15 protein-coding genes and 1 pseudogene are annotated in these 14,050 nt (G+C 59.0%); 13 read left to right on the top strand and 3 right to left on the bottom strand.

Translation table 11 applies throughout. The annotated features are described in order from the left end of the window. Positions 1-23: 23 nt before the first annotated feature. Entirely contained in the window at positions 24-542 is a 519-nt protein-coding gene (locus BZ163_RS29680) for a DUF962 domain-containing protein (RefSeq protein ID WP_128873883.1), read from the bottom strand. Positions 543-681: 139 nt separating this feature from the next. Here BZ163_RS29680 and BZ163_RS29675 point away from each other — a divergent pair, with 139 nt between their 5' ends. The 3 genes and pseudogenes from BZ163_RS29675 to BZ163_RS29665 all read left to right on the top strand — a co-directional run bounded on the left by BZ163_RS29675 (position 682) and on the right by BZ163_RS29665 (position 2,444). After that, complete coding sequence (locus BZ163_RS29675; protein WP_128873882.1) at positions 682-1,047, top strand: response regulator; 366 nt, start codon at positions 682-684, stop codon at positions 1,045-1,047. 113 nt (positions 1,048-1,160) lie between these two features. Continuing rightward, positions 1,161-1,388, top strand: coding sequence for a helix-turn-helix domain-containing protein (locus BZ163_RS29670; RefSeq protein ID WP_128873881.1), 228 nt, complete (start codon positions 1,161-1,163; stop codon positions 1,386-1,388). A 13-nt stretch (positions 1,389-1,401) separates the two neighbouring features. Beyond that, positions 1,402-2,444, top strand: a pseudogene (locus BZ163_RS29665) (type II toxin-antitoxin system HipA family toxin). Here BZ163_RS29665 and BZ163_RS29660 read toward each other — a convergent pair. Then, positions 2,445-3,449, bottom strand: coding sequence for an AraC family transcriptional regulator (locus tag BZ163_RS29660; RefSeq protein ID WP_128873880.1), 1,005 nt, complete (start codon positions 3,447-3,449; stop codon positions 2,445-2,447). Between the two features lie 100 nt (positions 3,450-3,549). Between BZ163_RS29660 and BZ163_RS29655 the strand changes: the two genes are divergently transcribed. Beyond that, entirely contained in the window at positions 3,550-4,623 is a 1,074-nt protein-coding gene (locus BZ163_RS29655; protein WP_128873879.1) for a fatty acid desaturase, read from the top strand. A 300-nt stretch (positions 4,624-4,923) separates the two neighbouring features. On the opposite strand, the gene BZ163_RS29650 is transcribed toward BZ163_RS29655, so the two are convergent. Beyond that, a complete protein-coding gene (locus tag BZ163_RS29650; protein ID WP_128873878.1) occupies positions 4,924-5,772 on the bottom strand; it encodes an IclR family transcriptional regulator in 849 nt (282 codons plus the stop codon). Positions 5,773-6,141: 369 nt separating this feature from the next. On the opposite strand from BZ163_RS29650, the gene BZ163_RS29645 reads away from it, so the two are divergent. From BZ163_RS29645 to BZ163_RS29605, 9 genes are all read left to right on the top strand, one after another. Beyond that, positions 6,142-6,900, top strand: a complete 759-nt coding sequence (locus BZ163_RS29645) for an ABC transporter substrate-binding protein (RefSeq protein ID WP_128873877.1) — start codon at positions 6,142-6,144, stop codon at positions 6,898-6,900. Positions 6,901-6,972: 72 nt separating this feature from the next. Then, complete coding sequence (locus tag BZ163_RS29640; RefSeq protein WP_128873876.1) at positions 6,973-7,632, top strand: amino acid ABC transporter permease; 660 nt, start codon at positions 6,973-6,975, stop codon at positions 7,630-7,632. Then, positions 7,629-8,360, top strand: coding sequence for an amino acid ABC transporter ATP-binding protein (locus tag BZ163_RS29635; protein ID WP_128873875.1), 732 nt, complete (start codon positions 7,629-7,631; stop codon positions 8,358-8,360). The genes BZ163_RS29640 and BZ163_RS29635 overlap by 4 nt, the downstream gene beginning before the upstream one ends. 53 nt (positions 8,361-8,413) lie before the next feature. Further along, the gene (locus BZ163_RS29630; RefSeq protein WP_128873874.1) at positions 8,414-9,034 is read left to right on the top strand and encodes an FAD-binding oxidoreductase; all 621 of its coding nucleotides are present in this window, start codon (positions 8,414-8,416) and stop codon (positions 9,032-9,034) included. 10 nt (positions 9,035-9,044) lie between these two features. Beyond that, positions 9,045-9,710, top strand: coding sequence for an FAD-binding oxidoreductase (locus BZ163_RS29625; protein WP_168187420.1), 666 nt, complete (start codon positions 9,045-9,047; stop codon positions 9,708-9,710). 173 nt (positions 9,711-9,883) lie between these two features. Next, positions 9,884-10,465 (top strand): alpha/beta hydrolase, encoded by a 582-nt coding sequence (locus tag BZ163_RS29620; protein ID WP_128873872.1) that lies wholly within the window; start codon positions 9,884-9,886, stop codon positions 10,463-10,465. 55 nt (positions 10,466-10,520) lie between these two features. After that, the gene (locus BZ163_RS29615; protein ID WP_128873871.1) at positions 10,521-11,450 is read left to right on the top strand and encodes a sigma 54-interacting transcriptional regulator; all 930 of its coding nucleotides are present in this window, start codon (positions 10,521-10,523) and stop codon (positions 11,448-11,450) included. A gap of 366 nt (positions 11,451-11,816) precedes the next feature. Further along, complete coding sequence (locus BZ163_RS29610; protein ID WP_128873870.1) at positions 11,817-12,599, top strand: MetQ/NlpA family ABC transporter substrate-binding protein; 783 nt, start codon at positions 11,817-11,819, stop codon at positions 12,597-12,599. A gap of 286 nt (positions 12,600-12,885) precedes the next feature. After that, a complete protein-coding gene (locus BZ163_RS29605) occupies positions 12,886-14,028 on the top strand; it encodes an RHS repeat-associated core domain-containing protein (RefSeq protein WP_128873869.1) in 1,143 nt (380 codons plus the stop codon). Positions 14,029-14,050 lie beyond the last annotated feature (22 nt).

Here is a 14,050-nt window from a genome sequence, read left to right as displayed (position 1 = left end):
GCGGGCTTGCTCGCGAAAGCGATTTACGCCGCAGCGTTATCCTGGCGCAAACGCACACCCCCCGCCCGCGCCTCGATCTGCTCTTTCAGCTCCCGCCGCAGCCCCAGCAAAAACGCCAGCTCCACCACCACAAACAGCGGCCCGACAATCAACCCCGTCACATCATCGACAAACGCCGGCTTGCGTCCTTCATAGTGATGACCGACAAACTGAATCACCCAACCGATCACAAACATCCCGACGCCGCTCGCCAACCAGACCAGCGTGCTTTGCTGCGCCAGCACCTGACCTGCCCAGATGCACAGCCCGAGCAATACACTCATCAACACCCCGAGGCGCAGTTCCAGGCGCAGGTAAAACCACGCCGACGCCAGCGCGACCAACACCGCCGGTGACAGCCAGCCCCCGGCCCATTGCGGACGCGACAGCAGCACTGCCACCGCCACTACAATCAACGGAATGCCGACGAAGTGGGTGGCAATATTGCGCGGGTCGCGATGGTAGGTAGCGTATTGACCGAGATGGTCGACGAGGCTTTTCATTGTTATTCCTCCTGTTGAGTGCTGGATCATGCCCCAGATTCATATTTTGCGCTGTCAGTCAGACGACAAGGACGTTTTTTATTGATGGGCTTTGTCCGCGAACACGCCTAGCCTGTGATGACGACAATCGAGGTGTGCCATGCGTGTGCTGTTAGTGGAAGACGAGCCTGAGCTCGCCAGTCTTTTGGCCAAAGGCCTGAGCGAGGCGAGTTATGCCGTGGATGTGGCCGTCACCGGGATGGCTGGCCGTCGTTTTATCGAGTCCGGCGAGTACGAGCTGATCATCCTCGACGTGATGCTGCCGGGGCTCAACGGCTGGCAGTTGCTGCAACAGATCCGCAAGCTCGGCGATACGCCGGTGCTGCTCCTGACGACCAAAGATGGAATCGAGGATCGCCTGCGCGGGTTGGAACTGCATGAAGATGATTACCTGCTCAAGCCGTTTGCGGTGAGCGAGTTGGTGAAGCGGGTGCGCAAGGTGTTGCGGCGGGATCGGGGGCGCTGACTGGGTCGGGCCTGGTCAAAAAATGAACTGGATATCTGCTTTGATCTGCACTAAATACAATGCATATTCACGAATTGTGTAATTTTGCACGGTATACAATGCAGGTTGATTGTATGGAAAACCTTGGCCAGACAATCCGGTCGCTACGAAAAGAGCGAAAATTAACCCAACAGGATTTGGCGAATCAGTATGGAATGAGCCGTTCCACGATCTCAGGTATCGAGAACAACACCATCCCTGAAATCGGTTTGCGCAAGGTTGAGGCGATCCTGAACGGTTTTGGCTACGAACTCACCGCAGTCCCCCGTCAGTCGCAACGTCCAACTCTGGATTCTTTGTAAAAGGTCAATTTCCATGGTTGAGCTGCAGGAAAAGGATCGACTGCGGATCACTGTCTCCGGCACCCCTGTAGGCACCCTTGGTCGGGGTCAGTCACGCATCGATTCCGTATTTGCCTACGCCGAAGATGCGCTGGAAGAAAACGCCGTCTCGTTGACCATGCCCGCTCGCCTCGAGAGCTATACGTGGGAGCAAGGTGTTCCGCCAGTTTTTGAAATGAATCTGCCGGAGGGCACTCTGCGCGATGAACTGACCCGTCGCTTCAGCAAGGCGTTTCTGGTGTGCAACCAAAAGTGCTGATCCGGGATAGTGCGACGACCGTTGACCGGCTGACCCATCGAGGAGCGACATATCTGGTCAAATCCTTTCGTCCAGAAGAATACCCTGAGCTTGCTGCGAACGAATATTTCTGCATGCGCGCCGCGCTGCATTCGGGTCTCGAAGTGCCGAAGTTTGAACTCAGCGAACACGGCAAATTTTTGATCGTCCAGCGCTTCGACCTGAACGACAAGGGTTATCTGGGGTTCGAGGATTTCTGTGTACTCAACGCCTGGCCGTCGAAGGCCAAATACGATGGTTCGTACGAGGGTGCCGCGAAACAGATCAAAGAGTTTGTCTCCCCGCCGTTACTCAAGCACGCCCTTGAGTCGTTTTTCAGAATCGTCGCTTTGTCGTCCGCTCTGAAAAACGGCGATGCTCACCTCAAAAATTTCGGTGTGCTGTACGAACATTGTGGTGCTGATGCGCAAATCAGACTGGCTCCGGCCTACGACATCGTCACGACTTCGGTGTACATAAAGGCAGACAGCATGGCGTTGCTGTTAGGTGGGTCAAAGGCATGGCCAAAATACAAAATGCTGATGCGTTTTGGTCGGTCGGCCTGCAACCTGACTGAGGGGCGGTGCAATGAACTGCTGCAGCAAGTCGACCACGGAATAGATGTGGCAATGGCGGAAATGGCCGATTACATCAAGGTAAGTAGCGTTTTTGCCGAGGTTGGTGAAGCAATGATGGAACAGTGGAAATCGGGTGTAGCGCGCAGCCTGGTCAAAAGCTGATCACCGCAACCCCTCCCGAAACTGCCCCGGCGTCATCCCCGTCCAGCGCTTGAACGCGCGACTGAAGCTGCTGGTATCGGCAAACCCCAACAAATAGCTGATCTCACTCAACGAACACTGCGGGTCACGCAGGTGCAGCAGCGCCAGGTTTTCGCGACTTTCATTGAGCAGCGTATCGAACCGACAGCCCTCGTCCGCCAGATGCCGTTGCAGGCTGCGCAAGCTCAGGTGCAGGGCCTGGGCGATGCGTTCGGCGCTGGGCTCGCCCTCGGGCAGTTGCTCTTCAATGGCGTCGCGGACCTTGCGCTCCCAAGTCAGGGGCTTGAGTTGCGCGAGCGTGCGCTTGAGCACCGCTTCGTTATGCTCGGCCAGTTCCGGGTTGGCATCGTCGAGGTGGCTGTCGAAATCCACCAGCGCGAACTCCAGGCGGTCTTCATCGGCGGCGAAGTACACCGGCGAGCGAAAGACTTTGTGCCATTGATGTGAATCGCTGGGTTCCGGACGCCGCAGATACACCGCCAGTGGCGCGTAGTCGCGTCCGAGACGATTGCGGCAGGTGCGTACGTAAATCGCCGCGAAAGCATCGATGGCTTCGAAAGCCGGGGCCGGATTGCCGGGCGGGATTTTCAGGCGGAAGCGGTAGCGGTCGTCGGTGCGGCTCAGTTCCAGTTCCAGGGCATCGCTGACCACCTGGTGATAACGCACGATCCGCTCGAATACTTCCCGCAGGCTGCCGCTGGCCACCAGCGCATAACCGAGCGCATGAAACGTGGTCGGGCTGACAAAGCGCGACACCCGCAAGCCGATCGCCGGGTCGCCGCTGACCTGCACCGCGATTTCCCACAGGCGTGTCGTACCGGACAGCGGGTAACGGGCGTTCGGGTCGTCCATCAGTCGCGGGTCGAGCCCCGCCTGCTGGCACAGGGCGGTGCTGTCGAGGCCCAGCGCATCGAGTTGCTTGCGCAGGGCACGGGTCCAGCTGGCGAGGGAGGTCGGTTCAGTCATGCTGATTGGCGCTTCCGGTCAACAGGTTGGCGTTCACGGCTACCACCTTGCGAGGGGTCGCAAGGCAGGATGCGAGCATCAATAACCAGAGGATGGAAGCATGGACGGTACTTCTGCAAGCCCCCAGCGACTGAATGCAGCACAGCGCGCGGCACATATTCGTGAGGTGGTGCTGGCCAAGGGCGTCGAACTGCGGCGGCGCTACCCGATTCTCAACCATCAGGATGCCTTGGGCGTGGGCATTCTGGCCTTCGCCCTGGCCGGGATGATCGGTTCGGCGACGCTCTACATCAACGGGCACATGACCTGGTGGGTGTGCCTGTTGCTCAACGCGCTCTTTGCCTCGCTGACCCACGAGCTGGAACACGATTTGATACATAGCATGTACTTTCGTAAACAACGTGTACCGCACAACCTGATGTTGGCGCTGGTGTGGCTGGCGAGGCCGAGCACGATCAACCCGTGGATTCGTCGGCATCTGCACCTCAATCATCATAAGGTCTCCGGTACGGAAGCCGACATGGAAGAGCGGGCGATCACCAACGGCGAACCCTGGGGATTTGCGCGGCTGCTGATGGTGGGTGACAACGTGATGTCGGCGTTCATCCGAATGTTGCGGGCCAGGACCTGGGCTCATAAATTCAACATCATCAAGCGCACCCTGAAGGTTTACGCGCCACTGGCGCTGGTGCATTGGAGCGCGTGGTACGTGTTTCTCGGCTTTCACGCGGCAAACGGCATCGCGGCGCTCATGGGCACTGCTATCGAATGGTCGGCGACAACGCTGGCGGTGATGCAAGTGATCGACATCGCGGCGGTCGTGATCATCGGCCCGAATGTATTACGCACCTTTTGCCTGCATTTCGTCAGCTCGAACATGCACTACTACGGTGACGTGGAGCCCGGCAACGTGATTCAGCAGACCCAGGTTTTGAACCCGTGGTGGATGTGGCCGATGCAGGCGTTCTGCTTCAACTTCGGCAGCAGCCACGGCATCCATCACTTTGTGGTGAAGGAACCGTTCTACATCCGCCAGTTGAGCGTGCCGGTGGCGCATAAGGTGATGCGTGAGATGGGGGTGCGGTTCAACGATTTCGGGACGTTTGCCCGGGCGAACCGCTTCGTTCGCCAGGAAGGGGTCGAGCCGCATCAGGTGCGTGCCGCCGAGGTTTGACAGATAGATCGGAAAACTCAAAACCCGGTCATCAATTTGACCCAAAGGGACGATACGTTATGGTTCAGGCAGTGAGCGTCTGGCGTCATGGCTGGTTGATCTTCATATGCTATTAAGATCTATTAAAGTAATTAAATATTCCTTTGTTGGATAAGCATTTGAGTCAATCATGCACCCCGGCGCTGTTGATCAGCGCTGACAGAATTTGAGTTTCCGGGGCCGTCTCCTTGGCAGGGTGCGGCCCCTTTTTTATTCTTTTCCCGCCAGCACCTGGCGCAGCCGCTCCAGGCTCCCACTGCCCTAGCGCGATTTTGCCGGCGCCACCGGAGCCACCGGCTGCTCGATATTAGGCCCGAGGAATGAGGTCAGCGGCCGCTGTGTCGGTGGCGTGGTCGAGATCAATCGCGCCGTGTCCTGCATCATCGGGACGAAGCGCGAGACGGCTTTCTTCAGCGACCACTTGGACACTGGCACGGACATCTGCAGGCTGGCCACCACGTGATGGTTGAGGTCGAACACTGGTACGGCCAACGCGAGATCTCCGCGGTAATACTCCTCGTTGCAGTAGGCATAACCCTCCTGCCGCGCCAGTTGAAGGCGCCCGAGCAGTTCTTGCAGATCGACCACGGTGTTGGGCGTGAAACGAATCCGCTGGGTGCTTTCCAGAATTTCGATGGCCTGCTCTTCAGGCAAACACGAAAGATAGGCGCGCCCGGTTGAAGAGCAATACATCGGAATCCGGCGCCCGACCGGCATGTGCACCAGGAGGCGTACCGGACTTGGAAACCGGCCGATGTAAATCATGTCCGTGCCCACCGGCTCTGCCAGGTTGACTGTCTCGCCGGCGTTACGATTCAGTTCGAGCAAATAAGGATTCGCTCGATCCAGCAGCGAATGCGACTGCAGGTAGTGACAGCCCGCATCGAGGGTTCGCGACGACAACGAATAGCGCTTGCTGACCGGGTCCTTGATCAATAGGCCAATCGCCTCCAGCGTGAAGGCGAATCGCTGCGCGGCGCTACGGCTGATGCCGGCAGCCGCGGCGATCTCCGGCAAACTCATCGACGCATGCTGCGGATCGAAAGCATCCAGCACGGCGATGCCGGTGGCGAGAGATTGCACATACAGGGTCGAATCTTCGGGGTTCATGGTAGTCCCTGGCCTGGCGATCTAGCCGCCCGATTATCAATTTATAGAAACTGCATTCCGATATGGGAAGACCGTATATCGATAGATCATAGTCGTCAAGTCGCTGTCCGGCTCCCTGATAAATCTGCTCAAACAACCCCATAAGCCCAGTAGGCACTGACCCGTGAGAAAAACGAGGGGTATGGATATCTCCTTGTGCCAGCAATTTTTGACTATTGACGATCATGGGCTGCTGATGCAGGATCGAATCTGCATGCAATACATGAGTATCGCTATGCGATACGGTAAAAAATCTGAAACTCCGTTCTGACCGATTTTCGTCGGCACAGTCCGCGCGCTTCCAGAGGCGATCTCACAAGGGGATTCCACATGTTGCACAAAACAATAAAATCGTTGGTCGCCGTCGTCTCCACCGTTGCCTTGCTGTCGACGGCCCACGCCGAACTTCCGGTACTGAAGGTCGGCGCCACGCCAAGTGCGGTGCCGTTCAACTATCTGGACCCGCAGAGCAATACGCTCAAGGGCTTGATGATCGACATTGCCGCTGCCGTCGGTAAGGAAGTCGGCTTCACGCCCGAGATCGTGCCGATTCCGTTCACATCCCTCGTTCCCGCCTTGCAGACCGGCAAGATTCAGATCATCGCCTCGGCATTCGCCCGCACGCCGGCCCGGGCCGAGGTCGTCGACTTCTCGGACATCGTCGTGAGCTACGGCGAAGGGCTGATCGTCCCCGCGTCGGATTCCACGGCCTACCTCAGTTTTTCCGACCTCAAAGGCAAGGTTATCGGTGTGCAAGTCGGTACGTCATATGTCGAGCCGGTGACGGCGGTGGGCGGCTTCAAGGAAGTGAAGCTCTACGACACGATGGCCGATATGGTTCGCGACATCGCGCTCGGGCGCTTGGACGCCGCGTTCGGCGATGGCCCGGTGGTCGCGTACCAGGTGCGCCAGGTCGGCGCCAAGGTGCGACTGGTCGACACCTACAAGCCGGTGATCGCAACCGACATCGCGCTGGCCGTGAAGAAGGGCGATAGCGCGACCGTCGCCAAGCTCAACGCGGCCATCGACAAGCTTCGCCAGGACGGCACTTTGCGCACGATTCTCGCGAAGTGGTCCGTTGCCTCCTGATCGTTTCTTCTCCTAACCCGCACGCGGCCCCTTAGTCCGGGAAGGCGCGTGCACACGCTCCGGAGGTTGCAGATGTTCGATTCATTCCTGACTGATGCAGTGGATTACCTGCCCATGCTGCTGCAGGGCGCGCTGACCACGATCTACATCACCGTGACCGCACTGGTGATCGCTACCGTACTCGGCTTGTTCTGGGCCCTTCTGCGGGTGAGCGGCATTGCTCCGCTGGCCCACGCCAGCCGCGTACTCACCAACATTTTCCGCGGCATCCCGATCATCGTGGTGCTGTTCTACATGTACTTCGTGATCCCCGAGATCGGCATCAGCCTGACCGCGTTTCAGGCCGGCGCCCTGGGCCTGGGCATCGCCTATTCCTCGTACATGGCAGAAGTGTTCCGCGCCGGCATCGACGCCGTGGATGTCGGACAGTTCGAGGCCGCCCAGTCGATTGGCATGTCGCGCGCAAAGCTGATGCGTCGAGTGGTGCTGCCGCAGGCGTTGCGAATCGCCTTGCCGCCCTATGGCAACAACGTGGTGATGATGCTCAAGGACTCATCCCAAACCGCTGTCATCACCGTGGTCGAGCTGTCGATGCAAAGCAAACTGATCGCTGCCGCCACCTTCAAGAGTTCGACGGTCTTTACCCTCGTCGCGTTGATGTACCTCGCGATGAGCCTGCCAATGATGTTCGCGATCGGCCGTCTTGAAAAACGCATGGGGACCAAGAAATGATCAAGATCGAGAACCTGAGCAAGTCATTCGGCGCGCACCATGTGCTAAGCGGCATCAATGCCGAAATCCATGCTGGCGAAGTGGTGTGCCTGATCGGGCCTTCCGGTTCGGGCAAGTCGACACTGCTGCGCTGTATCAATGGTCTTGAGCGTTACGAGGCCGGTAGCGTAATGGTCGAAGGTCTGCGGGTTGACGCGGCTCGATCGGATATTCGCCAAGTACGGCAACGTGTCGGCATGGTATTCCAGCGATTCAATCTTTTCCCCCATCGCACCGCGCTCGAGAACGTGATCGAGGGTCCGGTCCATGTGAAAGGCGAGGACCCCCGTGAGGCCGCCGAACGGGGACGCGAGCTACTGGCCAGTGTGGGTCTCGCTGAAAAAGTCGGCCACTTTCCGCACCAGTTGTCTGGGGGCCAACAGCAGCGAGTCGCCATCGCCCGCGCCCTGGCCATGCAACCCGAAGCCATCCTGTTCGATGAACCCACCTCTGCGCTTGACCCGGAACTGGTCGGCGAGGTGTTGGCCGTCATGCGCGGGCTGGCCGAGAAGGGGATGACCATGATCATCGTCACCCACGAGATGGGCTTCGCCCGCGACGTCTCCGACCGAGTGCTGTTTCTCGATGGCGGACGCATTGCCGAGCAGGGGCCGTCCCGGGAGGTGCTGACTGCGCCGAGCAACGAACGTATGCGCGATTTCCTGCGCCGTGTCACGCACGCAAGTTGAGCCGCACTGCGGCGTTTGCCGTCTCCGTACCCGCATACCGTATAGGCTTTTCCATGACAGCGAATATGCACTTCCCGACGTCCACGCTTTGGGCGGCGACCACTGCTCCACGTCGCGCGACATCCGCGATCACCGGGCCACTTTGTGTCGATGTCGCAGTGGTCGGCGGTGGTTTCACCGGATTGTCCGCCGCGCTCCATCTTGCTGAAGCGGGTGGCAACGTCGCCTTGTTCGAGGCGTCCGAAATCGCCCACCGAGCTTCCGGCCGCAACGGCGGCCAGGTGGTCCCCGGCTTCAAACCGACCCCGGCGGCACTGATCAAACGCTTTGGTGCCGAGACCGCGACGCGCATGATGCGTTTCGGCTATCACAGTGCCGATGAGCTGTTCGAGCTCGTCGAGCGCTACAAGATCGAGTGTTCACCGACCCGTGAGGGCTGGATCCAGGGCGCGTTCTCCGAAGCATCCGCCCGTTATCTCCAGGCGCGGGCGCAGGCAATCAACAATCATGGTGGTGACGCCCGCTACCTCGACCGCGACGCGATGGCCGCGGCGACCGGTTCGACATTCTGGCCGGCGGGCTTGCTCGAGCGCCGTGCCGGCGCGGTGCACCCGCTGGCCTATGCCCGGGGGCTCGCGGTCGCTGCGCTTGGCTTGCGGCGCAGCCATCCATGAACACTCGCACGTGAGTGCAATCACGCCTGTTGCAGGCGGTGTCGAGCTGGCCGTGAATGGTCACATCGTTCGCGCGAAGCAGGTGATCCTGGCCACGGATGCGTATACCGATCGGTTGTGGCCTGCCGTTGCGCAATCGTACGTCACCGTGTCGAGCGCGCAGATCGCGACCGATCCTCTTCCGGCTGCCTTGCGTGAGCGCATCATGTCGCACGGGGCGGGGGTTTCCGAGACGCGCAAAATCACCTACTACTGTCGTATCGATCCCGACGGCCGCTTTGTCATCGGGGGCCGTGGGCACTCTGCCGACACGCTCGATCCCGCCACACGGGCGCAACTTCAGGCCGCCGCCATCGAGCGCTTTCCGGATCTCGCGGGGGTAGCCTGGGCACACGGTTGGGCGTGTCGTGTCGGCATGACCATCGATGATCTGCCGCGCCTGCATCAACTGGCAGATGGCGTATGGACTGCCTATGGCTATTGCGGTCGAGGCGTGGCGATGGGGACCTCCTTGGGTCGGGTGCTTGCGCAGGCGGTGCGTGGTTGCGAGGTCGCGCAACTGGAATTTCCCGTCACCCCGGTCTCGCGCCTGCCGCTGTATCCCGCCCGCCAGCTCGGTGCCGCACTGGCGATCAGCTGGTATCGATTGCGCGATTCGCTCGGGTATCCCGCCTAGAATGCCGATCTGCTGATTTGTTGCCACCAGGGCGCGCGGCCTGTAGCTGCAGGCACAGGCTGCGCTTCTTATATTCCTTATAGGTCTTAACAAATAGCTTCTTATTCCTTAACGAACATAACTCTCCTCCCTATACTCGACCAGGAACAGACACGCAGCAGGAGAGCTCCCCCATGCGCAACGAATCAATTCGCTACCTGATGGTGCCGGGCTGGCAAGGATCGCCAGAAGATCATTGGCAAAGCCACTGGCAGAACAGCTTGCCGAATAGCGCACGGGTGGAGCAGGCCGACTGGCTGACGCCGCGCCGTGAAGACTGGGTCGCGGCGCTGGCCGAGGCGATTGCCGCGGATAGCACGCCAGTGATCCTGATCGCCCATAGCCTGGGCTGCATTACCGTTGCCCATTGGGCCGCCACTGCGCCTGTGCAGTTTTTACGTCAGGTTCGCGCTGCCTTGCTGGTGGCGCCTGCGGACGTCGAGCGCCCGGCTTGCGCACCTGCCTTGCGCAATTTCGCGCCCATTCCGACCGATCTTCTGCCGTTCCCGAGCCAGGTTGTCAGCTCGGACAATGACAGCGCCGTGAGTGCGCCGCGAGCCTTGGAGCTGGCCCGCAACTGGGGGGCCGAGGCGGGGATTTTGTCGGGTGCCGGACACATCAACGTGAAGTCCGGTCATCAGCGCTGGGAGCAGGGGTTTGCCTACCTCTATCGTCTGCAAAATCGCATGGAGCACCACGCCCTGCGCCGCGCTTGACCTTTTTTTTTAAGAATCGCCCCCGTCTCCCGGCGGTTTTGGGCGGGAGTCTGCCATGAGTTTCGAAACATTCGGTCAGCCGCTGCTGACCTTCCCCGATGCAGAAAAAAGTCCCCTGAGCATCCGCGCCAAAGCGTTGGTGTTCGTCGATCCGCGCTCGCGACAGTTGCGCCAGGAGCTGGAACAACTGGCACCGCGTTCGATCTCCGTATTGATCCGTGGCGAAACCGGCAGCGGCAAAGAATTGCTGGCGCGGCACATTCATCGCGCCAGTGATCGCGGGGGGTTATTCGTTTCGGTGAATTGCGGCTCGATCAGCCCCACGTACGCCGATGCCGAATTGTTTGGCTACGCCGCCGGCAGCTATAGCGGTTCGGCCAGCAGTCGCGCCGGATGGTTCGGTTCGGCCAATGGCGGGACGCTCTATCTGGACGAGATCGGCGACCTGCCGCTGCCGATCCAGGTCAAACTGCTTGCCGCCCTGGAAAACCACGAAGTCACCCGCGTCGGCGCCCAGCAACCGAGTCCGGTGGATGTGCGCCTGGTGGCCGCCACCAGCATCGATCTGGCGCAGGCGGTGGCCGCCGGTAAATTTCACGAGCGGCTTTATCACTACCTCCGCGAAGGTCAACTCGAACTGCCCGCATTACGCGAACGGGTGGGCGATATCCTGTCGCTGGCCGAGTACTTTCTCGGCATCTATAGCCAGCGCCTGGACTTGCCAGTGCCGCTGATCAGCGAAGCGGCGCAGCAGTTATTAGAGGCGCATAGCTGGCCCGGAAATACCCGAGAGCTGGAAAACGTCATTCACTTTGCGCTGCTGGTGAGCACCGGTGACGAGATTTTGCCGGAGCATTTGAATTTGCCGGAAGTACCTGCCTCGCTGGTGTCGATCGAGCGGCAACTGAAGCACATCCTCCGCGAAGGCACTGCAAGCGAGCAAGCCGCGCTGAAACAACTCTTGAAAGACACCGCGCTCTTGTAGGAGCAAGCTTGCTCGCGAACCAGACGGCGCGGTGTGTCAGGCAGGACGCCTTCGCTGGCAAGCCAGCTCCTACAGGTCAATGCGGCGCTCTTGTAGGAGCAAGCTTGCTCGCGAACCAGACGGCGCGGTGTGTCAGGCAGGACGCCTTCGCTGGCAAGCCAGCTCCTACAGGTTGATGTAGTGGAATGCGGGCGAAGCTGGAGCAGACGCTGTATGAACAAAATGGAATATGAAAGTGAATAAAAGATATTGTTCGGGAATAAAAAATCCCGGTATTGTCCGCGTCACGCCAGCGATAGCACTTCACTGGCACCTGTATTAATAGCCGTCGTCGACGACGACTGCGATTTTCGATAAGGACACTGCATGAAAAAGGTTCTGTTGTTCACCGCACTGGCGGCTGCCCTGACGGCGAGTCTGGCCCAGGCTGGCGAGAAACTGGTGGTGGCGGCGACTCCGGTGCCACACGCCGAGATTCTTGAGCTGATCAAGCCGACCCTCGCCAAAGAAGGCGTGGACCTGGAAATCAAAGTCTTCACCGATTACGTTCAGCCCAACGTACAGGTCGATCAGAAGCGTCTGGACGCCAACTACTTCCAGACCCTGCCGTACCTGAACAGCTTCAACGAAGGCAAAGGCACTAACCTGGTAACCGTGATCGGCGTGCACGTCGAACCGTTCGGTGGCTACTCGAAGAAAGTCAAAAGCCTGGCTGAATTGAAAGACGGCGCGACCATCGCCATTCCGAACGAAGGCAGCAACAGTGGCCGTGCCCTGATCCTGCTGCAAAAGGCTGGCCTGATCGAGTTGAAAGACCCTAAAAATGCCCTGGCGACCCCGAAAGACATCGCCAAGAACCCGCACAACTTCAAGTTCAAGGAGCTGGAGTCAGCCATGCTGCCGCGTGTTCTGGACCAGGTCGACCTGGACATGATCAACACCAACTACGCGTTGGAAGCGGGTCTGAACCCGGCTAAAGACGCGCTGGTGATCGAAGGCGCCGATTCGCCTTACGTGAACTTCCTGGTGGCTCGTCCGGACAACAAGGACAGCGTCGCCATCCAGAAACTGGCCAAGGCCTTGACCAGTCCTGAAGTGAAGGCTTTCATCGAGAAGAAATACAGCGGCGCGGTACTGCCGGCGTTCTGATTCGCGAGGTAAACCCCTTCAAGGTTTCAACGCCGACGGCTTTCGATAGCGTCGGCGTTTTTTTATGCAGAAGATCTTTTGATTTTTACGGTCTATGCCACCCTGGCCTTTCGTGCATAAGGAATCAAGCGATGACGCCAAGCCTGAGCGCGTGATTGTCGAAGGTGGAAAGTGGCAGGGTCCAGGGGCTTGACGGCACGGTTTGCCCCCTCGGGACCTAGCAGTTCTGATAGGTGCCCGGGAGCTGGCTTTTAGTGCATGCTCAGCACTTGGCCGGGAGTTTTTTATGATTACTTCACCCCATGTTGTGTGTCGGTATCGCTATGACGCACTGGATCGTTTGACCGGACTGGAGTTAGTCGGGCAAACCAGTTTGCAACGGTTTTACTGTCACCAGCATCTGGTAACAGACCTGCAAGGGCAGGCCAGCCAGTCCGTATTTCAGCAAGGCACCCGGCTGCTGGCGTTGCAATCGCGCGAAGGCGATGCCATCAATGGTCAATTGCTGGCCACCGATCAGCAGCGTTCCGTCTTGCGTGTCACTGACCCTGGGGGATCTGTGCAGCAGGTCTATACGCCTTACGGTCATCGCCGGGCTGAAAGTGGTCGTGGCAGTCTTCTGGGTTTCAACGGCGAAGCGGTCGATCCGGTCTCTGGCCATTATTTACTGGGTATTGGTCATCGGGTATTCAACCCGGTGCTGATGCGTTTCAATAGCCCGGACAGATTGAGTCCGTTTGATATGGGGGGGCTCAATCCGTATGCGTATTGTTTTGGGGACCCAGTGAATTTCAGTGATCCGACGGGGCGGTTTGCCGAGATTGGCAGGCTCGTCACGAGCCTTTTCGGTGTAGTGAACGCACGGATTGTCATGTCCCCGGCCATCCCCTACAAGCTAGCCAAGGATGCCTTGCAATGGGGGGCGGCGGGGCAGTTACCGTTGAAATACACCGTCGGTGCAGCGGGTTCGACCGTGGCAGGTGTCGCGACGATGGTTTCGGCTTTAACGGGGGTTGCCAGTGCCGTTGCTGCAATTACCGGCGACTCTGAATCGGCCAAAACCCTGGGGTTTGTTGCGTTGGGGTTGGCGGGGCTTACGGTGGTATCGAGATTGGGTTCTAAATGGGCCGCTCGTGATCCCAGGACCATTCCCGCCTTGAAGAGTTTTGTGGAAGGCCGTAAACAGCCGGTGGCTATGCCTTCACCTGTTTCAGGGGTACTGCCAGAGTTCCCTCTACCTTCAGCACCTCCTCCGACTCCAGGCTCGCCACAAGCATCAGCACCATTTTCGACACCTGGGCCGATTGGTTTTGAAGGCTTCAGGTATCCTGAAAATACTAGTCGGACAGTCAATTTTTTGAACAAACAACTCGACAGGCAGCCTGGCATTTTCAAGAATGCCCAGCGCATTCGCCGTCACTCCACATAAAGCACAGCCGTAACGTCGGATC

The sequence above is a fragment of the Pseudomonas sp. VI4.1 genome, assembly GCF_002029345.1.
Classification (GTDB): domain Bacteria; phylum Pseudomonadota; class Gammaproteobacteria; order Pseudomonadales; family Pseudomonadaceae; genus Aquipseudomonas.
Note: the sequence above shows the minus strand (reverse complement) of the source record. Positions and strands in the feature narration are given on the sequence as shown.